18 protein-coding genes are annotated in these 21,849 nt (G+C 51.6%); 13 read left to right on the top strand and 5 right to left on the bottom strand.

What is annotated here, in order from left to right; translation table 11 throughout:
* The first annotated feature begins 142 nt into the window (after nucleotides 1–142).
* The 7 genes from AC27IB_RS12305 (at nucleotide 143) to AC27IB_RS12275 (ending at nucleotide 9,787) form a co-directional block, all read left to right on the top strand.
* On the top strand, nucleotides 143–2,863 hold the full coding sequence (locus AC27IB_RS12305) for an exo-rhamnogalacturonan lyase family protein (RefSeq protein ID WP_487121193.1): 2,721 nt from the start codon (nucleotides 143–145) through the stop codon (nucleotides 2,861–2,863).
* A 280-nt stretch (nucleotides 2,864–3,143) separates the two neighbouring features.
* Nucleotides 3,144–4,250 carry a beta-galactosidase BglB gene (gene bglB / locus AC27IB_RS12300; protein WP_487121191.1) on the top strand — a complete coding sequence of 369 codons (1,107 nt, stop codon included), beginning with the start codon at nucleotides 3,144–3,146 and terminating at the stop codon, nucleotides 4,248–4,250.
* Between the two features lie 34 nt (nucleotides 4,251–4,284).
* On the top strand, nucleotides 4,285–5,781 hold the full coding sequence (locus AC27IB_RS12295; RefSeq protein WP_487121189.1) for an MFS transporter: 1,497 nt from the start codon (nucleotides 4,285–4,287) through the stop codon (nucleotides 5,779–5,781).
* Entirely contained in the window at nucleotides 5,782–7,128 is a 1,347-nt protein-coding gene (locus AC27IB_RS12290; RefSeq protein ID WP_487121187.1) for an oligogalacturonate lyase family protein, read from the top strand. It begins immediately after the preceding gene.
* Between the two features lie 185 nt (nucleotides 7,129–7,313).
* On the top strand, nucleotides 7,314–8,078 hold the full coding sequence (gene kduD, locus AC27IB_RS12285) for a 2-dehydro-3-deoxy-D-gluconate 5-dehydrogenase KduD (protein WP_487121185.1): 765 nt from the start codon (nucleotides 7,314–7,316) through the stop codon (nucleotides 8,076–8,078).
* A 28-nt stretch (nucleotides 8,079–8,106) separates the two neighbouring features.
* Nucleotides 8,107–8,955 (top strand): 5-dehydro-4-deoxy-D-glucuronate isomerase, encoded by an 849-nt coding sequence (gene kduI / locus AC27IB_RS12280; protein WP_487121183.1) that lies wholly within the window; start codon nucleotides 8,107–8,109, stop codon nucleotides 8,953–8,955.
* A gap of 55 nt (nucleotides 8,956–9,010) precedes the next feature.
* Nucleotides 9,011–9,787: an IclR family transcriptional regulator gene (locus AC27IB_RS12275; RefSeq protein ID WP_487121181.1), complete on the top strand. Its 777-nt coding sequence runs from the start codon at nucleotides 9,011–9,013 to the stop codon at nucleotides 9,785–9,787.
* Here AC27IB_RS12275 and AC27IB_RS12270 read toward each other — a convergent pair.
* Complete coding sequence (locus AC27IB_RS12270; protein ID WP_296047487.1) at nucleotides 9,784–10,137, bottom strand: hypothetical protein; 354 nt, start codon at nucleotides 10,135–10,137, stop codon at nucleotides 9,784–9,786. The genes AC27IB_RS12275 and AC27IB_RS12270 overlap by 4 nt on opposite strands.
* Before the next feature lie 228 nt (nucleotides 10,138–10,365).
* Here AC27IB_RS12270 and AC27IB_RS12265 point away from each other — a divergent pair, with 228 nt between their 5' ends.
* Nucleotides 10,366–11,982 carry a M28 family metallopeptidase gene (locus tag AC27IB_RS12265; RefSeq protein WP_487121179.1) on the top strand — a complete coding sequence of 539 codons (1,617 nt, stop codon included), beginning with the start codon at nucleotides 10,366–10,368 and terminating at the stop codon, nucleotides 11,980–11,982.
* Between the two features lie 75 nt (nucleotides 11,983–12,057).
* On the opposite strand, the gene AC27IB_RS12260 is transcribed toward AC27IB_RS12265, so the two are convergent.
* From AC27IB_RS12260 to AC27IB_RS12250, 3 genes are all read right to left on the bottom strand, one after another.
* On the bottom strand, nucleotides 12,058–12,537 hold the full coding sequence (locus AC27IB_RS12260) for a WbuC family cupin fold metalloprotein (RefSeq protein ID WP_487121177.1): 480 nt from the start codon (nucleotides 12,535–12,537) through the stop codon (nucleotides 12,058–12,060).
* Nucleotides 12,524–15,001, bottom strand: coding sequence for a glycerol-3-phosphate 1-O-acyltransferase PlsB (gene plsB, locus AC27IB_RS12255; protein WP_487121175.1), 2,478 nt, complete (start codon nucleotides 14,999–15,001; stop codon nucleotides 12,524–12,526). Before plsB ends, AC27IB_RS12260 begins: the two co-directional genes overlap by 14 nt.
* Nucleotides 15,002–15,083: 82 nt before the next feature.
* On the bottom strand, nucleotides 15,084–15,509 hold the full coding sequence (locus AC27IB_RS12250) for a DUF2177 family protein (protein WP_296053647.1): 426 nt from the start codon (nucleotides 15,507–15,509) through the stop codon (nucleotides 15,084–15,086).
* A gap of 215 nt (nucleotides 15,510–15,724) precedes the next feature.
* On the opposite strand from AC27IB_RS12250, the gene AC27IB_RS12245 reads away from it, so the two are divergent.
* The 4 genes from AC27IB_RS12245 (at nucleotide 15,725) to tmpT (ending at nucleotide 18,774) form a co-directional block, all read left to right on the top strand.
* A complete protein-coding gene (locus AC27IB_RS12245) occupies nucleotides 15,725–16,273 on the top strand; it encodes a hypothetical protein (protein ID WP_296053646.1) in 549 nt (182 codons plus the stop codon).
* A complete protein-coding gene (locus tag AC27IB_RS12240; RefSeq protein WP_487121172.1) occupies nucleotides 16,266–17,699 on the top strand; it encodes a PepSY-associated TM helix domain-containing protein in 1,434 nt (477 codons plus the stop codon). The genes AC27IB_RS12245 and AC27IB_RS12240 overlap by 8 nt, the downstream gene beginning before the upstream one ends.
* A 36-nt stretch (nucleotides 17,700–17,735) precedes the next feature.
* Entirely contained in the window at nucleotides 17,736–18,068 is a 333-nt protein-coding gene (locus AC27IB_RS12235; protein ID WP_296046417.1) for an antibiotic biosynthesis monooxygenase family protein, read from the top strand.
* Nucleotides 18,069–18,132: 64 nt separating this feature from the next.
* Nucleotides 18,133–18,774 carry a thiopurine S-methyltransferase gene (tmpT, locus tag AC27IB_RS12230; RefSeq protein ID WP_487121170.1) on the top strand — a complete coding sequence of 214 codons (642 nt, stop codon included), beginning with the start codon at nucleotides 18,133–18,135 and terminating at the stop codon, nucleotides 18,772–18,774.
* Between the two features lie 81 nt (nucleotides 18,775–18,855).
* Here the strand turns inward: tmpT and AC27IB_RS12225 are convergent, their stop codons facing one another.
* Nucleotides 18,856–20,799: a beta-propeller domain-containing protein gene (locus tag AC27IB_RS12225; RefSeq protein WP_487121168.1), complete on the bottom strand. Its 1,944-nt coding sequence runs from the start codon at nucleotides 20,797–20,799 to the stop codon at nucleotides 18,856–18,858.
* Nucleotides 20,800–20,962: 163 nt separating this feature from the next.
* Here AC27IB_RS12225 and AC27IB_RS12220 point away from each other — a divergent pair, with 163 nt between their 5' ends.
* Nucleotides 20,963–21,841 carry a MipA/OmpV family protein gene (locus AC27IB_RS12220; RefSeq protein WP_487121166.1) on the top strand — a complete coding sequence of 293 codons (879 nt, stop codon included), beginning with the start codon at nucleotides 20,963–20,965 and terminating at the stop codon, nucleotides 21,839–21,841.
* Nucleotides 21,842–21,849 lie beyond the last annotated feature (8 nt).

Below are 21,849 nucleotides of genomic sequence, written 5' to 3'. Positions count from 1 at the left end.
AATTAAACCAATAATCTTCGGCTTATTTATCGCAATTTGATTATTTTATGATACTAATTAATCATAAATTAACAAAATGTTAAACAAATCGCTCAATGTCAATCATAATTTGAGTGGATGTAATACAGCGCTGGAGTACACAATGGACAGACGCACTTTTTTAAAACAGGGCAGCATGGCGGCGTCATTGCCGTTGGCATTATCAGCAAGCGGGTGTAGTACCACTGTCAGTAAGGTGGCTGAAACACCCCACGTAAAACGCGTTCCGGGCACACTAAGTTGGGTTGATGGTAATGCACCCGATTATCAAAGCGGCGCTACCTGGGGCTACCCATGGAAACAAGGCGAGCGTAAACCTTCGGATGCACTCAGGCTCATCGCTGAAGACGGCACGGCTATTCCACTGCAAAGCTGGCCAACGGCCTACTGGCCCGACGGCAGCGTAAAGTGGACAGCTCACGCAATCCCCGCCGGAGCTCAGCCAGGCAACCATTTTAAGATACTGCCAGGCAATGGCCCGCAACCAGCGGCCGCCACGTTTGTGACTGAACAGTCGGATCACTTTGTGCTGGATACCGGTGTTGTAGAGCTTCATATAGGTAAGCAGGGCCGGGATATTATCCGGTTAATGCGTCGCAATGGAAAAACCATAGGTCAGTCAGCACGGCTGGTTGGGCTGGTGCAGGATGCGCCGGTTAACGAACCTGAACAACCTGCCGAGGTAACTGCTTTTGCGTCGAATGTTGAGAGCGTGACGGTTGAGCAAAGTGGTCCGGTACGCAGTGTGGTGAAAATAACCGGTAAACACAAATTGCCCAACGGGCGCAGCTGGTTACCCTTCACACTGCGTGTATATGGATATGCGGGCGGTGAATCAATCAGGTTGAGTCATACTTTTATTTACGATGGCGACGATCAAAACGACTTCATTCGCGGGTTAGGCTTGCGCTTTAACGTGGTTCAGCGCGATGAGTTGTATAACCGTCATATTCGCTTTGTGGGGCAGGATGAAGGCCTGTGGGGAGAGGGCGTTAAAGGCATAACCGGCCTGCGACGCGATCCGGGCCAGGCGGTACGCGATGCGCAAATTGCCGGCGTGGCAACCCCGCCGTTAAGTGAATGGGATGAGAGGGTAAGCAATCGTATGCACTGGATACCGGTGTGGAACGACTTTACCCTGTCGCAATTATCGGCCAATGGCTTTGCCATTAAAAAGCGCACCAAACCTGGCCATGCCTGGATTGATTCTGATCAGGGCCAGCGCGCGTCAGGTGTGAGTTATCTTGGTGGGACATCGGGTGGCATTGTGTTTGGCATGCGGGATTTCTGGCAGTTACACCCGGTTCAGGTCGACATACGCAATGCCGGTGCAGAGGTGGCTGAGGCCACCCTTTGGTTTTATTCGCCTGAAGCGCCCGCCATGGATGTTCGCTTTTACCATGATGGCATGGGTCAGGACACCTACGATGAACAGCTCGATGCACTGAATATTATCTATGAAGACTACGAGCCTGAATTCGGCTCTGCCTATGGCGTAGCCCGCACCACCGATTTTACCTTGGGCATTATGGATACAACGCCCAGCCGCCAGAAAACCGTGGAGATGGCCAGTAGCATCGCGCAGCCGCCTCAGGTTGTGGCGGCTCCGGCCGATTATCTGGCAACCAATGTATTTGGTGGTTTATGGACACTGCCCGACCGCTCAACACCCGCGAAAGCAGGAATTGAGGACCGGCTCGATTTTCAGGTCAAATATTATTGCAGCCAGGTGGAACAGCGCCACTGGTATGGCTTCTGGAACTTCGGTGATGTTATGCACACCTACGATGTCGACCGTCATGTGTGGCGCTACGATATTGGCGGTTACGCCTGGGATAATTCAGAGTTATCACCGGATTTATGGCTGTGGTATTCATTTTTGCGCAGTGGTGATCCCACCACTTTTCATCTGGCAGAAAACATGACCCGGCATAATCGCGATGTGGATATTTACCATGCCGGTCGCTTTAAGGGGCTGGGTACCCGCCACAACGTGCAACACTGGGGCTGTAGTGCCAAGCAACTACGGATCAGTACCGCTGCCTACCGTCGTTTCCATTATTATATTACTGGTGACGATCGTACCGGCGACGTACTTAACGAGGTGGTAGATGCCGACAAGGCACTGGGCGTGCTCAATCCGACCCGCAAAGTGGCGCGCCAGAATCCCATGCCCGGCATGGCTAAAATTGGTGCTGGTACCGATTGGAGTGCTACCGCAGCTAACTGGCTGACGGCCTGGGAGCGCACCGGCGATGTCAGATACCGCGATCGTCTGCTCGATGCCATGCGAGTCATTGGCGAGCATCCGCTGGGCTTTTTCGCCGGCGCTTTTGGTTACGACGTCGATAAGCAAAAACTGTTGCCCTACGATAATGTTAAGCCGGGGATCTCCCACTTAAGCGCGGTATTTGGCTTAATTGAAGTGAATACCGAATTGAATCAACTGCTGGATGTGCCGGCTTATAAAGCAGCCTGGCTGAAGTACGGCCGGCTTTATAATGCCGATCAAGCCACCCAGGAAGCGGCGCTGGGGATGTCTAAGCGGCCGAACCTGTCTGCGGCGCATTCGCGGTTGACTGCTTATACGGCATACCAAACGGGCGATCCTGAATTGGCCCGCCGGGCCTGGCAGGAGTTTGGCCGCACCCAGGAATTTGCCAGCATCATTGGTCAACAGGACCGTCTCAGTACTACCCATGTCACCGGACCGGCTGTGCTGAACCCGATTGATGAAGCGCCCTGGGTGTCGACAAACGATGCCTCACAGTGGGGATTGGCCGCTATTCAAAACCTGGCGTTGGTACCCGACGCCCTCGACTAGTCTGCAAAAAGGATCCGAACCGCCGCGAGGTGGTTCGGATCATATAGAGGTAAGGTATTGAATTTACGCTCTATTCTTTTTGCGTCATTTCATATTTGAACGTCTATTTCGCATTTGAAACAAAAACGTTAAATCGCGTTAATATTATGTAAATTGATGTACAGTGACGTCAATTATTCAGCGCAATCTTATTTGAAACCGTTGGCGACAGTCGTTTTTTTCAAGGGTTAAGACCCTCGCCCGGTTTATTTTGAAACCAATACAAGTAGAAGGATTTAACATGCCTGCAATTGCTCACGACATTGACTTCGCCACCGTTACGCAAAGCATTGATAAGCTTATTGATAACCTGGTCAACATTACTGACGATACCGGTGAATTTCTGCTTAAGCTCGATGATGGCCGGGTAATCGATACCAAAGGCTGGAACGACTGGGAATGGACACATGGCATTGGCCTTTACGGTTTATTGAAATACTGGGATATCACCGGTGACGAAAAAGCCAGGGTAATCATTGAGGAGTGGTTTGCCAATCGCTTCGCCGAAGGCACGCCTACTAAAAACGTTAACACGATGTCGCCGTTTTTAACCCTGGCTTACATGCAGGAGCGCTGCGGCAATCGCAGCTACCTGCCATACCTGGATGTATGGGCTGAGTGGATCATGGATGGTATTCCACGTACCGAAGAAAATGGCATTCAGCATATTGTGTTTAACTCAGAAAACTATCAGCAGCTGTGGGATGACACGCTGATGATGTCGGTTATGCCGCTGGCTAAAATTGGCTTGCTGCTCAATCGCCCGCACTATGTAGAAGAAGCCAAGCGCCAGTTTATGCTGCACATTAAATACCTGGCTGACCGTAAGACCGGCTTATGGTTTCACGGCTGGACCTTCGATGGTCGACATAATTTTGCCGATGCCCTGTGGGCCCGCGGTAACTGCTGGGTAACTATTGCCATTCCTGAATTCATTGAATTGCTTGACCTGCCGGAAACCGACGGCCTGCGTATGTTCCTGATTGAAACGCTCGAAGCTCAGGTAAAAGCGTTGGTGAAAACGCAGCACGAGGATGGCTTGTGGCACACTTTGTTGGATGATCCTGATTCTTATCTGGAAGCCTCGGCTGCCGCCGGATTTGCCTATGGCATCTTAAAAGCGGTGCGCAAAGGCTACATCAGCGCCGAGTACCAGCCCTGTGCTATTAAGGCTATCAAAGCGGTACTGGCAAACATTGACGACAGCGGTGAATTGCAACAGGTGTCCTTTGGCACGCCGGTCTTTGACGACTTGCAGGGCTATCGCGATATTCCATTGACCTCAATGCCCTACGGGCAATCGATGGCTATTTTTGCCCTCGTTGAATTTATGAATAGCTACATCTAATCAGTATTTAATCTGTTAACTGGGAGGGTGTGTTATGACCCGTCGTGAACTCAAGCCGGTCAACTATATTGCTTACGGGCTTAACGATATTTTAGGTGCAGGCTCGATGGCCGTGATCAGCGGCTGGATCCTGTTTTTCTATACCACATTTTGTGGCTTATCAGCCGTTCAGGCCGCGTCTATTTTTGCCATTGCGCGCATTCTCGATGCCGTGGCGAGCCCCCTGATTGGGCATATTTCAGATGGCCTCGGGCGGACCAAAATTGGTCGCAGGTTTGGACGCCGACGGGTGTTCTTAATCGGCGCTATTCCGCTCCTGCCCAGTTTTGCCCTGATGTGGGTAAGCGGCCAGGAATACTGGTACTACTTAGTCACCTATGTGTTTTTCGAGCTGGTGTATGCCTCGGTGCTCATCCCTTATGAGACACTCGCTGCCGAGATGACCGATGACTACAAAAAAAAGGCCAAACTGGCTGGCGCGCGCATTCTTACCGGTCAGGTGTCGGCTATTTTCGCCGGCATTTTGCCCAGCTGGATTGTCAGCATTGCCGGCGGTAAAGAGTCCGCATCAACGTTTTTAATCATGGGGTCGATTTTCTCCGTTGTCTTCATGCTGGTGGTCTTTGGCGTGTGGTTCTTTACGTGGGAGCGTGACGCCAGCGAGCTGAGCGAAGAGGAGCTCACCAAAGATGAGAACTGGACCGTTACCGGCACCCTTAAAACCCTGTTTAGAAATCTGTCTTCGACAATGCGTATCCGTGCCTTCCGCTTACATTTGGGCATGTACCTGGGTGGTTATATTAGTCAGGATGTGTTTAATGCCGTGTTTACCTATTTTGTGGTATTTGCGATTGGCGGTACGGTGGTTATTGCTTCAGAAATGATGGCCGTGACCTACATAGCACAATTAGTGGCGGTGGCCCTGGCCATTCCGCTGGTGATGCGCTTTGGCCCTGCACCCAGCTACCGGGTAGCTATTGTATTCTACTTTGCGGGGATCTTACTGCTGCTGGCAATGTTCTTTATGACCAACGAATTCAGCTTGCTATGGTTGGGCGCCGGGGTGGTTGTGGCCGGCTTTGGTCGCGGTGCGTTAAATTACATTCCGTGGAATACCTATAACTATATGGCCGACGTGGATCAGATTGTCACCGCCCGTCGTCGTGAAGGTAGCTTTGCCGGTGTTATGACGTTTATCCGCAAGGCTACGCAGGCCATTGCAGTAATGTCGGTGGGGGTTATTCTTGAGGCTGGCGGATTTGCCTCGGGTGAAGAATTACAAAGCAATGAAGCCATCTCAACCATCGTAATTATGTTGGCCGCGGGTCCGCTGGTGGTGTTGTTATTTGGTTTTTGGGTGTCCACCAAGTTTAAGCTCAGTAAAGAAACCCATGAGGTGCTCATGACCGAAATTGAGCGCTTTAAAAATGGGCAGGACGCACCGCTCAGTAACGAAAACCGTGCCATCGTAGAAGATTTGTCGGGCTGGTCGTATGACAAGCTGTGGGGCAATAACACGGTGGGTCGATAAATGAAAGAACTCATCACAATAGTGGCAGGCGCCACCCTTTTATTGACGGCCTGTTCAGCATCTACTCAAAGCAACAGCGAGGCCGGTATCGCCAAATCATGGATCGACAAGGACACCGGTCACCGGATTGTTAGGGTGTCAGAAGAGCCCGGTTCACGGTCGCTATATTTCCATCAGAATGCCTACACCGCAGAGGGCGACAAAATGGTCATATCGGTGACCAATCCAAATGGGGTAGCCGTAGTAGATTTAAGCGACTGGTCGGTAAAGCGCCTGTATGAACACCCTGATGTGGGTATTTTGTTTGTTGGTAAACAAACCCGCAATGTGTATCTCACCCGCATTACTGGTGATAACGGCCAGAAAGTGCATCCGCAAAATGAATTGCAGCAGCCTACCGAACTATTACGGGTAAATATAGATACCGGTGCCGTTGAAGAGCTTGGCGCGATCCCGGCCGGTAAAATTCACACCATCAACAGTAATGAAACGCTTTTAGCCGGCGCAGTGGCCGAGCGCGAGCACAATTTGGAATCCGGTCCTCGCAACAGCCGTTTTGAAGCGCGCTATGAAGCCCTTGGACCGGACGGTAAGCCACTCAGTTTCGCCGAGGCTAAAGAAGTGCGTATTAACGAGCGTCTGGAAGCCCGCATTCCCATGCAAATGTTTACCTTTAACATTTCCACCGGTGAGCAACAAACAGTGCACGAAGCGACCGACTGGTTAAATCATATTCAGTTCTCACCTGGCGATCCGGGTCAGTTGATGTATTGCCATGAAGGCCCATGGCATAAGGTCGACCGCATCTGGACCATGCGTGTTGACGGCAGTGACAATCAAAAAGTGCACCACCGAACCATGAATATGGAAATTGCCGGTCATGAGTTTTTTGACGCCAGTGGTGAACGCATTTTTTATGACTTGCAAACCCCGCGCGGCGAGGTGTTCTGGCTCGCCAGTTATAACATGAAGACCAAAGAACGGGTCTGGCGACACATGCCCCGGGACTACTGGTCGGTGCATTTTAATATTTCACCGGATGGCAACCTGTTTGCTGGCGACGGCGGTGATGCGGAAATGGTGGCCCGGGCCCAAGAGGGTAAATGGATTTACTTATTTGAGTCGCAACCTATCAATGACGTAGCCGGGATCAGCGCGCCCAATGCGGCTGATCTCATAAAGCCCGGCGTATTAAAGGCAACACGTTTGGTGAATATGCAAAACCATGATTACCGGCTTGAACCCAATGTGACATTTACGCCGGACGGCAAGTGGGTGGTATTTCGTTCTAACATGCATGGTCCGGTGCATGTTTACGCGGTTGCCGTTGCCCCGGAGATCGAATAAGGCACAGATTACGCGTTACAAGTAGCGCACAGTTCGACTTTGTTTCAGATATGAAATAAATGGCGGGTATTCAGCCGCGGTAATGGTGATTACTTGTTCATATATGGGACAGTGACCACACTACTTAACTTAAAGCCTCGCGGCACGAGCGAGGCAAAGTCATCAACAAACAGGAGACAGCATCTATGAGTCAGCCAGATTTTGGTTTAGCTGATAAAGTTGCGCTGGTGACCGGTGCCAGTCGTGGTATTGGCCGGGCATTGGCGATGGGTTTAGCTCAGGCTGGCGCCAAAGTGGTTTGTGCCAGCAGCCGTATTGGCGGCAGCGAAGAAACCGTTAGCCAAATTAAACAGGCCGGTGGTGAAGCGGTGGAACTGGCGGCCGACCTGTCTGATACCGACGCTGTGATGGCGCTGGCCGAGAGCGCACAGGGCGTGTTCGGTGAAATTGATATTCTGGTCAATAACGGCGGCACGATTTATCGCAGCCCGGCAGTAGAGTTTCCGTTAGATCAATGGCAGCACGTGTTGCAGGTAAATCTGGATGCCACTTTTTTGTTATGTCAGCAAATAGGTAAAAAAATGGTAGCGCGTAACCACGGCAAAATCATCAATATTGCGTCGATGCTGAGCTACAGCGGTGGCATTACCGTACCCGCCTACACCGCCAGTAAACACGCCGTTGCCGGACTAACAAAAGCGCTGGCAAACGAATGGGGCCAGCACAACGTGCAGGTCAATGCCATCGCGCCGGGTTATATCCGTACTGACAACACTCAGGCGCTACAGGACGACCCCGAACGCAGTAATGAAATTCTCAAGCGTATCCCGGCTGCCCGCTGGGGCGAAACTTCTGATTTACAGGGGGCGGCGGTATTTTTGGCCAGTGCCGCGAGTAACTACATTAATGGGCATGTACTCGCTGTTGATGGTGGATTTCTGGCCCGATAGTCTCGAATTCATTTAAGGGATTACTATTATGTCTAACAAAACTGAATATGAAGTCAGGTATGCAGTAGGGCAGCGCGAGGTAAAGGGGTACGACACTACCGAGCTGCGCGACACCTTTCTGGTCGACAAACTGATGACACCCGGCAAGGTTTACTGGGTGTACAGCCATTACGAGCGCTTTATGCTGGGCAGCGTGGTACCCACCGACTCGCCGTTGGTGCTGGAAACGCTGGATGCGCTCAAGGCAGAGCATTTTCTTGATCGCCGCGAGCTGGGCATTATTAACATTGGCGGCGACGGCACAGTAGTCGCCGATGGCGAAGAGTTCAACCTGGCCCGCGAAGAAGCGCTGTATCTCGCTAAGGGAAATAAAACGGTAACCTTTTATTCCAACGATCCGGAAAAACCAGCCAAGTTTTATTTAAACTCAGCGCCAGCCCATCATGCCTATAGCAACAAAAAAATTGCTAAGGGTGATGCCAAGGTATTACATCTCGGCGGCCAGGATACCTCTAACGAACGGGACATTAATCAGTTAATGATTAACACCGTGGTGGAAACCTGCCAGTTACAAATGGGACTCACCCGTCTTATGCCGGGCAGCGTGTGGAATACCATGCCTGCCCATCAGCACGATCGCCGTAATGAAGTGTACTTCTATCTCGATCTCGATGAAGGACAGGCGGTGTGCCACATCATGGGAGAACCTCATGAAACCCGGCATATCTTTGTGCAGAACGAGCAGGCCGTGTTGTCTCCACCCTGGTCTATTCACTGCGGTGTGGGCACGTCAAACTATGCCTTTATCTGGGGGATGGCAGGTGAAAACCTCGATTACGGCGACATGGACAGCTACCCGCCGGATCAACTTCGTTAGTAGCTATTTCGCCTGAGTCCTATAGTATGATTAATGATGTAACCCGGAAGTGATTATGGAACGTTATCTGATCCCCAGTGTTAACCATGCCTGTCAGATTTTCAGAACCCTGGCCAATGCGCCGGAGGGGATGACCATGCACGAGATGGAGGTGGCGCTGGAGTTACCTCGTACTACCTTATTCAGGTTGCTGCGCACCCTGTGCAATGAACAGATGCTGGAAAAACGGGGCAAACGCTACTTTTGCGGCACCGATTTGATGAAGCTGGGGTTACACATTATCAACTCCGATCGAATGCACCAACTGGCGATCCCGCACATTCAACGCCTAGCGCTTAAAAGCGGTCACACGGCCCACCTAGCAGTGCCCAATAACGGCAGTATTCTGATTGTTGAAGTGGTGGATAGTCCTAACCCGCTGATGGTTTCTAAGCGCCCCGGCGTGCAGGCTCAGCTGCATTGTTCGGCCGGCGGCAAAGTGTTTCTGGCGTTTCTGTATTATGACAACCTCGAGTTGATCCTGCAGGAACACCCCATGGAGAAACACACCGAATACACCATTACCGACATTGATAAACTTCGTGAAGAACTCAAACGGGTAGAAGCCTTAGGTTATGCGGTAGACGAGCGTGAATACAATAAAGACGTACGTTGTCTGGCAGTACCGGTAAGAGACAACCGCGGCGTAGTGGTGGCTTCTGTCGGCGTTACCGCACCTGCGGTGACCTTCCCCAAATCACAAATTCCGGCAGTGGCTGAATTTGCTAAGGAAGCAGCCCGGGGCATTTATCGCGATACTTATCAGTTATCGGAAAAACGCCTGGGTGCTTAGGGTTTTCGTTCATTCGCTGGCAGCTCGCTGATATTTACATGGTAGCGACTGAGTAACAATCCGAGCAACAGGAAGATAACGCCTGCGATACTCATGGCGACTACCGCATGAAAATTATGGCTGGTGAAGCGCTCGGTAACTTCTCTTATCACTTCACTGCGCAGCACTACTTTACTTTGCTTTAAGCCGAGGCGGGTATATTGCTCGTTTTGAATATCGTGCAGATTAAACAGGTAATCAGACGTACCTGTGGTCATGGAAGAAACATAAAACGCCTGCACGAAAAGTAAAAAACCGGCGGCGAAAAAGAAAGTACTGATCCCTTTGGTGCTGATAGTCAGGTTCATCATAGTGCCTCCTTGCACTGCTTAATAGGCTTGTTGCTCCGTTCCTGAGCCGAAAGCGGCCAACCACGCCGCTGATTAAATATAGTCTAAAACCCGATCATTTCGCCAGTATTCCGAGCGCAAAAAATACGCTTTTTATGCAGGCGACAACAGCTACGGCAAGTTTAATGGTTTGAGCGACCCGGCGTTATTGGGTAGTCTCTGGTTAATTCAATTTTACTTATGAACAGCATGATAAAAACTCTCATTTTGAGCAGCGCACTGCTTTGTACGTTTGCCAGCCTCGCGGCTATCTCAGCGGATATCGGTAACAGCATCAATCTGGATAATTACCGGCAGGATGTGAAAACCCTTGCCAGTGATGAATTCGAGGGGCGTGCGCCGCTTTCCGACGGTGAAACAAAAACCGTGGCGTATCTGGTAAAACAGTTTCGTGAGATGGGCCTGCGGCCGGCATTTGGTGATAGCTATATCCAGCCAGTGCCGCTGGCCAAAATTACCGCCAGTCAGGACATGTCGCTATCTGTTGGAGGCGCCACTTTTACCAATGGCGACGACTTCGTGGCTCGTACTGAGCGCATCACAGAGCAACTTACGCTGGATAACGAAGTGGTGTTTGTCGGCTATGGTATCAATGCGCCGGAGTATCACTGGAATGATTATGCCGGGGTTGATGTTAAGGGAAAAACCGTGATCGTACTGGTTAACGATCCGGGCTTTACCTCTGGCGACAAGGCGTTTTTCAACGGCCAGGCCATGACCTATTACGGTCGCTGGACTTACAAATATGAGGAGGCCGCCCGTCAGGGTGCAAAAGCGGTGTTTATTGTTCACGAAACCATGGCGGCCGGTTATGGTTGGGGCGTGGTAAAAGCCGGTGGCACCACGGCAAAATACACCCTGGTCGACAACAACAATAACCTGTCGAAAATCGGTGTGATGGGCTGGATGACACTGCGCGCGGCCGAAAAAATGTTTGCCGCATCGGGTTTGGATTACCGGCAGTTAAAAACGCAGGCGGGTAAGCCAGGCTTCACAGCCATTGAGCTGCAGCAGCACGCCAAGCTGAAGCTGCGCAACACCATTGAACACAAGGCTTCACAAAACGTTGCCGCGATGCTGCCCGGTAGCGAGGCGCAGGATGAATGGGTAGCCTTGCATGCCCATTGGGATGGTCTGGGTAAAGGCACAGAGAATGGTCAGGAAGTGATCCTGAACGGTGCGGTGGATAATGCCTCTGGTGTGGCCGGAGTGTTGGAGCTCGCCAGGGTATTCAAGCAAAAGGCCAAAGCAATGCCCCTTAAACGTACGCTGATGTTTGCTGCCTTTACTGCCGAGGAAACCGGCATAATTGGTGCGGAGCATTTTGCTAAGCATCCGCCGGTGCCGGCTAAGGATATCGTCGCATTTTTAAATATAGACGGCATGAACGTAAATGATGCCACCCCTTATACGCTGCAATACGGAGAGAATGTATCTGATCTGGAAGACTATGTTGCCCGCGTGGCTAAACGTCAGGGGCGCTTTGTTAAACCAGATCCGCGGCCTCAGAACGGCCTGTTTTTTCGCTCCGATCATTTTGCCGCAGCCCGCCAGGGGATCCCGTCGTATTTATTTATGAGTCTGGGGGATACCGATCCGCAATTTATCGCCAGTCGTTATCATAAATCTGGTGATGATTACTTTGATAGCTGGTCATTAGGCGGGGTGGTTCAGGATCTGGACCTGATTGGGCAGATTATGGCTGAGCTTGCCAACAATGGCGACTGGCCGGGCTGGAAAGCTGAATCGTCCTTTAAAGAAGCACGGATTGCTTCGGGCCGTGGAATTTCCCCTGGCGAAGAGTAACCGGCTAAAGGGGGCTATCGCCATCGTCAGCATCAGTCGCATTACACGGATACAAAGTGTGATTGCTGATGTTATTCAGTTTAAGGCGTTCCCCGGCCGCAGTGTTTTCATACCGGTCAGAAAAGCCGCAACGTTATCGTCGCCCTCAGCCGGCGCCCAGTCGGCAAAGTCTTTATCGTCGGTCACTTCGTAGGGGCCTTGTTTTACCTCAACAAAAGTTACCGGCTGATTGCATACGGTGGCGTGCCAGGTGTTGGGAGGGATTTCCACCCCCAGGCAGTCACTGCCCGGGCCCAAAGCAAGGCGCTCTGTGAGCACGCCGTAATCATCAAAAAACAGCAGCTCAAGGCAGCCATCCACCACCATAAAGAATTCCCATTTATGCGGTTGGCTATGGCGATGAGGCCTGACATAAGAGTCGGGCAGCATGCAGACAAACAGGCGCTGTACCGGCTGCCGGTAGTCATCATGCACATTGTGGTGTGCGCGGCGACGTGGGCTGGCTTCCGCCTGGGCTCTTAGTTCACTGAGTAACTCAACATCAAACTTTTTCATCGGCGCCTGCTTCCCTGTCGGCCTGAAGAATATCCTGCTGTAAATGCTGCACAATCTCCGGCCAGACTAACGCCATAATGTCTTTACGCAGGGCCGAGGCTTCCTCGGAATACTTCAGGCTGCCGTCTTCGTCGGCGTCCAGCCAGTGGTTGTCGCGCAGCGCGCTGATAAAACTCGACAGCACATTTTTATCGTAAAACTCCGGCGAGTGCATGCCATACAGTTTGGATAAACGCTCGGCCACGGTTTTACTTTCCCGCTCCAGGGCATTGCGGCTAATCGATTTGTCGCGTTTAAGAATGGTCAGCACTACCGCGTAACGCTGCAGGGTTTCCTGCATACAGCGACTCAGCAGCCAGCTTGAATGGAACTGTTCGCTGTCGGCTTCCGGCAACGCCAGATAACGCCCTTTTTGCTGCAACATGCCGGTTTGTTTGAAAGCATCTATCAGTTGCGCGGTGTAGGCCAGCGCTTCATCCTGCGACAAGTGCAGGAAGAGCTCGCGCTGCAGCAGTGGGTAAAGCGCTGCAATTAGCTGCAGAATGTTGGTTTTCTCCAGCTTGCCATGGGCAAAAATGGCCGTCATGACAATGCCTGGCAGCGCGAACAGGTGAATAATATTATTGCGATAGTAGGTTAAAAACACCGCGTTATCCGCCATCGGACTGATCAGCGTGCCGTAGTTGTCTTCGGTTACCTGTAATCGTTTTAACGATAAGGTGTGATCGAGTAGCGCGTTGGCATCTTCTTTAGGCAGGGTGGCATTAGCACTGTACGGAGCCAGCTCAAACAGGGCAAGGTAGTCGCGCATCGCCTGGGCCAGTTCCGTTTTACTCATGGTTTGGGTTTTCGACGCCAGCAGACACAGCGCGGTGAGGGCCATGCCGTTAATCGCAGCCGCACTGTTAACCCGGGTCATTAACTCGTTGGCCAGGCCGTTAACCGTAGGTGTTAACCAGGCTGGTTTTTTCTCGGGGTTTAAGGTCTGACTCTCACGCCAGTTAGGGGCTTTATTGTCGAGAAATTGATTGAGCGGCAGTGGCTCGCCAAAATTCACAAAGCCATGACCATAATTTTTGAGTTTTTTAATGGCTGAAAACACCTGCCAGTTGGACTCTTTCTTTTTCGCGCCGCCCTTCAGCTCGCTAAGATAGCTCTTCACTTCCATGACGTTTTCGTAGCCAATGTACACCGGCACCAAACTGATTGGCCGGTTTACCCCTTTGACTGCGGCCTGAATAGTCATGGCCAGCATGCCGGTTTTCGGCGGGATCAGGCGTCCGGTGCGGCTGCGGCCGCCTTCCGGGTAATACTTCACCGCGTAGCCTTTTTTAAACAGTAATTCCAGATACTCGCGGAATACGGCGGTGTAGAGCTTGTTACCGGCAAAGCTGCGGCGCAGGAAAAATGCCCCGCCGCGCCGAAAAATACCGCCTACCGGCCAGAAGTTAAGATTGATACCGGCAGCGATATGCGGTGTAACCAGGCCTTCATGGTAAATCACATAAGTAAGCAACAGATAATCCATATGACTGCGATGGCAGGGCACATAGATAATTTCGTGACCATTATTGGCCAGTTCACGAATACGGTTGGCGTGACCAACGCTGATACCGTTATAAATTTTGTTCCAGATACGGGTTAACAGGCGATCACCAAAGCGGATCAGCCCTTCCCGATAATCGGCGGCAATCTCTGTTAAGTAGCCTGCCGCAACCTGGCGTGCTTCTTCGGCGCTGAGTTTTTTGGCTCGCATCTCTTCACCAATGGCATTGCGAACCATTTCTGAGCCGAGTACCGCATTATTCAGTTCCTGCCGTTCCAGCAGAGTGGGGCCGGTCATAGCCTGGCGTTTACGATGAAAGTGAGTACTTGCTACGCGAGAAAGCTTGTGGGCCAGCTTTTCGTCGGAACTGCGCTGATCGACCATAGCGCGGGACGACACTGCCTGGCTGTAACTAATAAATGTATCCCGGCCGAGGAATAACACGATAAAAAACTTGCGTAACCAACTGGGCGCGGCGGACAGAGTGAGTAGATCCGCCAGCCCCGGCTTGCCTTTGCCTGGTGCCCTGCCCCAGGTAATAAATACCGGTACCACCTGAACATCGAAGTCGCTGTGATCGCGATGCAATTGGAACAGATCAGTAAATACCGGCTCGATATCGGTATCCTGGTTTCGTTTGCGTAACAGTGCCTCAGTGCGACGCAGAAACAGACTGCCCGGATAGGTTTTCTTCGCCAGCGTAACCGGCTCAATGGGGTCAGGTAGACCCATTTTCTGCGCGGACATTTGCAATGCCAGCTGATCGGTCACCGAGTCGGATGGCAGTAAATAAATAATGGGGCGCGATTTATCGATGCCGAGTTCACTCTCCACATCAGAAGGAATACTGTTGGTTTTCACCAGCCACTTAACCGGTAGACGAAACACGTTAAGCAAAGCCTGACGCATCCAAGTCATGAATAGGGTGTCCTGTTTAATGAAATACCCACATAGTGTATCACGAATTCAGGTAGTTATAGCCTGTCTGACCGCGCCGGGCCTAATCCTTAAGTTTTAGTGCCAGTGTCCCGCTGGCACTGACCAAAGCGGTGGCGACGGTGCCCCAGGTCCAGTCGATCAGCGTAATAGCTAACGGCCAGTCAGCCACAATGGAATAATTGGTAAGGTTATAGGCACCGTAGGCCGTTGCACCTACCACAGCGCCGTTCAGAAAGGCCTTTGCCACGCTTTGGCGGGCCGGCAGTACTGCCAGATAAAGGCTGGCTGCACAGTAGCCAATATAAAATACCAGCCATGGCCAGGTAATAAAGCCATCGCGTAACAGGCCAGACAGACTGCCGAAGTACCACTGATTCGCCACAACACCAAGCCAGACACCATCCAGAATACCGAAAGTCAGCAGCATAGTGACATAAGCCAGTAACAGCTGAGTAACCCTGATCTTAGAAGCGTGAGTGGATGTCATGGTATTTCCTTGTATGGCGGCGTTCCCTTACTGACTGATATGACAGTAAGCAACAAACAGATCGCTTTAGGTCGATTGATCTTTTTGCAAATGTAAATTATTCTTATTTGCGTTTTGGTGTGGGATCAGCCTGACAGTCGCAAACAGTGTGGTTATGGATCACACAACACTTGGGAGCTGACCGCTTCGCGCGGTCAAAATAATAAGTAAAGTTTATGATTTTTGGAAGTTTTCTAGCGTTGATTGTATCAACCGTGGCCGCTTGTGGCGTGTATCTTGGCTGGCGCCACCGTTCGTTACTGTATGCAGTATTAGGCTGGCTAGTTATGGCAGCCAGTATTTATGCCTGGTATTTCGCCCTGGGCCTTGAGTACGGCCTGACAATTGGATTGTGTCTGCCTGCGCTGACCGTGTGGGTGGCAATCGTGGCTGAAGCCAATCCGCAACGTGAGGTGAGGGCGCGCGTTAAGCCGCCGCATCAATGGCGGGTGGCCCCTCGTCAAATAGCCCGTCACACCGGGCATATTCTTTACGTTTTACCCGGGCAGATGTTTATTTGTGCGCTGATTATGATTGCGCTGGTTTATCAGCTTCCGGTGTCGGAACCCAAGCAAATGGCCACGGGCGTGCTGTTGATGCCGGTGTTATGGGGCCTGCTGGCTTACTGGTATGCGCTGTCAGCACGTAAGTGGCTGCACATTGTTTTATCTGTAGGCGCGGCAGCACTGGCGGGCGTGTGGTTATTAGGAGGCGCTCATGGCTAAATCGGTTTCTGCGGGCAGCTTTGCCAAACGGTCGCTGCAATCACATACCTGGCTGGGACTTGTGGTTAGCGCGGTGATGTTCCTGATTTGCCTATCCGGCACTATCGCGGTATTGCACAAAGAGTTTGAGCGTTGGGAGCAACCCAACATTGCGGAGACAACTCACTACACTATCGAGCAGGTTGAACGCGCTTATACCCGCTTCACCGAGCAATACAGTGATGACACCCATCACTACTATTTTGTGTTTCCCGGAACAGGGATTCCGCGGCTGGTGATGGAAGATGACCATCGCGCTCATTTTGTGGATGACAGCGGGGCGCTGATTGAGCAGGAAAATGTCACCTGGTCGCGAATGCTGGTGGATTTGCATTTGTATCTGCACTTGCCTCATTCCTTTGGAATGATCCTGGTCAGTGCCTGCGGCGCTTTATTATGTGCACTTATCGTTTCGGGGCTGATGGCCCATCCGCGAATTATTAAGGATGCTTTCAAGTTTCGTTATGGTGGTGACCGCCTCAAAGAAAATATCGACCTGCATAATCGTTTGAGTGTGTGGGGCACGCCTTTCCATTTAATGATTGCGATTACCGGTGCGTATTTTGGGCTGGCCGGTGTGTTTGTCACACTGATTGCCCAGGCTTTCTATGACGGTGATACCCAGGCCGTCTACGATCGCGCGTTTACACCGGAGCCTGAATTGGTGCAGGAGATAGCCCCGCCTGACATCGGTGCTGCTATGCGAGATTTGAACACCCGGGTAGATACCGAGGGCAACTTGCTGTTCTTTACCGTACATGAACCGCACACGCCACAGCAGTTTCTCGAGTTTTTCGTTAAAACCCCTGAGCGACTGATTTACTCAGAGAACTACCGCTATGACTCGGCGGGTAATTATCTGGGGAAAGCGGGGTACTCCGATGGCGACGGTGGCATGCAAACCCTGTATTCGGTATTTCGAATTCATTTTGGTGACTTTATCGGTATGCCGGTAAAAGTACTCTATATTGTATTGGGTATGATGCTCACTGTGGTCTCCGCAACCGGCATGAATATCTGGTTGAAGAAGCGCCAGACCCGTGATGCGCTGAATTTACTCTGGCCGGCCTTTGTGTGGGGCACGCCGGTGGCGCTGGTGGCCAGTGCTGCGGGCTACTTTGCGGTGGCACTCTCTCCTACCCCGCTATTCTGGGGGGCAATGGTGGTGCTTGCAGCGCTGGCGCTGCGCCTGAAAAACGAAGCACACATTGTGTCCTCATTTAAACAGCTGTTGACGGTGGGCATTGCTTTGTTCTGGTTGGTTTATTTGCTGCGTTTTGGCGGAGCCACATTTTCTGTGGCCGCATTGCAAATCAATGTGCCCTTGCTGGTATTGGCGGTGTGGGCGCTCTGGTCTGCCCGTCGCAGTAACGCAAACAGCGGGTAGTCGGCGGTACCTAATCGCGGTTCAACAGGAGAAACGATGTTTATTGTCATGTTTGAGTTTGTGCCCAAAACGGGTAAAGAAGCGGATTTTCTTAACGCGTGGCCAAAAGTCACTCAGGGCATTTACCTGTTTCACGGTAGCCTTGGATCTCGGTTGCACAAAGATGAAGAAGGCCGCTGGATTGCTTATGCTCAATGGCCGGACCGCACAACCTGGGAACAGGCTGGCGCTAACCGTATGAGTGACGACTATGAAGAGCAGCGTCAGCGCATGCATGATGCGCTAAACCTTGAGGCCACCCGGATTCTGTATAAAATGGAAGTGGCCTGTGATTATTTGCAGCGCCGCCCTTTTGCGGTCGAGCAATAGCACCAGGCTGGTTGTTTATCGCCTGTGAATTCAGTCGATTGGTTGCGGTTTAAGAGGAGTGGTCATGGAGCATACGTTCTGGCATGACAAGTGGGAAAAAGGCGAGATAGGTTTTCATCAGAGCGATATCCATCCGATGCTGTCCGGTTTTGCCGATAAATTTGGCATTGGCGACGGATGCCGTGTATTAGTGCCGCTTTGCGGTAAATCCAATGACATGACGTTTATGCTTGAGCGTGGTTGCGAAGTGGTGGGCGTAGAGCTTAGTCAATTGGCGGTCAGTCAGTATTTTGAGAACCTTGGCGTTACGCCGGTCATTGAAGAGTGCGGTAAATTAACCCGCTATAAGGCGCCGGATATCACCCTCTATTGCGGTGACTTTTTCGCACTCACCCCCGAACAACTGGGTACCATTAATGTGGTTTACGATCGGGCAGCACTGGTGGCGTTGCCAGAGGATATGCGTAAGCAGTACAGCCAGCGCCTTTGCTCACTGACGCCCGGTGCAAAACACCTGTTAGTCACATTCGACTACGACCAGACGTTAATTGCAGGCCCGCCTTTTGCCATTCCTAGCGACGAAATTGAAAGTCATTATGGTAAATACTGTGAGATAGAACTGCTTCAAAGCGAGCCTTTACAAGGGGGATTAAAAGGGAAAGTCCCTGCGGTTGAAAAGCTTTGGTCACTGACCAGTAAAGGCTAACGATTTACTCCGATAAAGCGCCTCAAAGTGCCATAAGGTTAGTCCTTTGAGGCTTCTTCATACCGTTGTGTCCAGACAAGATCAGTAAGGCCCGTTTACCACGGCGTCTGGTTGCCAGAGCGCATGGTAAACCTTATTTCCGCGCACATAATAAATATGGCCATTGTGCAATACGCTGCGGTCTTCATAGCTGCCAATGTAATAGTCGTCTTCTTCGGTTGGCGTAACCGAATCGATAAGGCTTAGCAACCGGTTGGCCTCATCGACCTCCAGGGTTTGCAAGGCGTTGCGAGTAAACCAGTAACCGTTGTCATCGAAGCCCCAGGTTTGTGATGGTAACGCAAACTGATAGCCATGGTTTGTTTTGAGTACCGACAGCGAACGGTGGTCATATTCCACCGGTGTGTAAGCATCGGGCCAGACATATTCGCCCAGCACTAGCGGGTTTGCCGGGTCGAGTACATCAAACAGACTGACTTTCATACCGTCCTCAATTGGCGTTTCCTGCGGGGTAGTGCCACTGGCCGGAATAGCGTCCGCCCGCACCTGTTGTCCAACACCCAGTAACAGGCCGTTTTCCATGGGATGCAAATAACTGGAAAAACCGGGTATTTCCAGTTCTCCGATAATCGCAGGAGCGTGAAGGTCTGTTAAGTCAATGACATACAGTGGATCAATCCGTTCAAAGGTGACAATGTAGGCTCTGTCATTAACAAACCGCACGGCATAAATGGCTTCACCGGGTTTACCGATGGGGGCAGGTTGTGATTCATTCGGCAGGGTAGCAACTTCCACCAGTTCACTGCCTTGCTGTTCGAGCACGTGGAGTTCATGTTGGGGATCGTTAGAGCGGGTCCCCAGGGTGGTCACTGCCAGTAATTTGCCGTCGCGCTCGGCCAGTTTAAACTGGGCCGAACTTTGCCAGCCAAGAATCCCGGCAACACTGGCGGTAGCCTGGTAGCGAACCTCACTTCCCAGCGCGACTTTGTGAACAACCGTTCTCTCTCCGGTGCTGGCATGGAGGTATAAATGGTCGGCCGAGGCAAACAGACCATGAGCCTCAGTGAGCAGACAAAGTGCCGAATAATCGGTTGGATTATCCAGATCAATCTTAACCACGCTGACCATTTGAGTATGCCCGTTCTTGTTTGTGGCTTGTTGGGGAAGCAAGCAGTCGTTCAATTGGAAGAGAGGATGGGTTTGGCCATCAATTGTAATTTGAGGTACCAGCTCACTAATGTCTTTTGCCAGGATCGCGTTGTAGAGATCAACCAGGCTACGATTGCTGGTGCCAGCATCCGGCAAGTCTTCCAGATTGGGCACAAACTGCGTGGCAATAAACAAATGGTTATCGATGCGCCGTGAGTTAATCAGGCCGCCATCGATGCGAATATTGCTCACAGTACTGGGGCTGGCCGGTTCGGCGACGCCGTAAATATCAATATAAGTATCGTTTTCTGGTTGTTGCCAGGGGCTTGAGTCGACCAGAATCTCGGCCATAGCGTAATACTGGAAAGAGTGACTGACCACGCCAAGGGTATCTTCATACAGGTACATGCCCGCTACGTTAAGGTTGTCCTGTAATGAGATGGTCGCGGCTTCGGTTAAAGAATAATCGTTCTGGCGCGCGAGAATGCGCACTTTTTTGACCTCTCCCTCGCTCGCCGTCCACACCGGTAAATCGGCCACAAACAAGTAGTCACCGTTGTATTCAATGCGATCCGCCTCATCCACGCCGGCAATCTGGGTGTTAGTGGTCGAAAAGCTGGCCGGCGCCGCGGCATCATCGGCGGCGCCCTCCACCGCAGTTGCCTGCGCTGTCTTCATCAGATACATCCCATTTTTAACATAGCGTTCGGCACTGACCTGTTGTGCGGTGGATAAGGCTGAATCCGTCGCTGTCATGAAGCTGAGGGTCGGCGGACTCTCATTACCATCGTTACTGCAGGCGGTAATCGTACAGGTTGAAAAAATCGCTACGGCCAGGCATTTCCACATCAGGTCGGTTTGTTGCTTAAGGTTCATATCCATGTCCTTTGCACGGTAAGGTTGAGATATACCCTAGTCCTTGTTCAATCAATAATCCGATCCAAACTATTTAGAAATGTGACAATTTGTAATCAGGTGCTGTGCAGGCACTCAGGGTTTGATAATCTTAAAAATCTGATTAACTTGCCGGGACTGTGCTGTGCGGATTCCTTTGCTGTGCTGTTTATTGCTGTGGCTGTCTGGCCCTGGCACTGCGTGGGGGTGTGAAAACGACGATGCCTGTATAGCGCCTAATTCCTGGCAGATAGGCGTAGCCCTGGGGGTGGGTGGTAGAACCAATCCTCTGGTAGATGGTGATCCTATTCCTCTCGTCGTGTTACCCGATGTGGCCTGGTATGGCGAGAATGCGTATTTTGACAACGGTGAATTTGGCTATCAGTGGCAGGTGCGCAGCGACGTTAGCACAGAGCTGTTTGTGCTGGCTAACCGTGAGCGAGCCTACTTTTCGTTCTGGCATCCGGCCAATATTGTCCTTTCAGTGAACACCAGCTCGGCGGATATTATATCGGGTCCATTGCAGCCCGGGGGGAGTGATGGCGAGTCCCCCGTCTCCCGGGAAACTATCTCCATCAACGATATAAGCTCCCGCAAATGGACTGCCGATGCCGGTGTCAGAATCAGTTGGAATCGCCCTGACAGCTTGCTTTCCGCCGCGGTGGCGGGCGACTTGCTGGGGGTGCATCAGGGGTTCTACGCGCAATTGAAATACCGGTATCACTGGCAGTGGGATGACTGGCACTTTGCCGCCAACGCATCGCTAACCTACAAAAGCAGCAAGCTGATTGATTATTACTACGGCATTGATAGTCGGGATACCAGTAACAGCCGCCTCTGGTATGAGGCAGACCCTGCCTTGCAAACCAGCGTTGGTCTATTACTCAATAAGCCAATTAACAAGCGCTGGCGATGGGTGGCACGGGTACAGGTGACGAGCCTTGGCAGCGGCATGACCGACAGCCCGCTGGTGGCGAAAGACTCCGTTGCCAGTGGTTTCATCGGCCTCGGCTATCGGTTTTAAGGGGCTGC

This window comes from Alteromonas sp. 4NH20-0104 (assembly GCF_057547795.1).
This window is presented reverse-complemented; position numbering and strand designations above follow the sequence as displayed.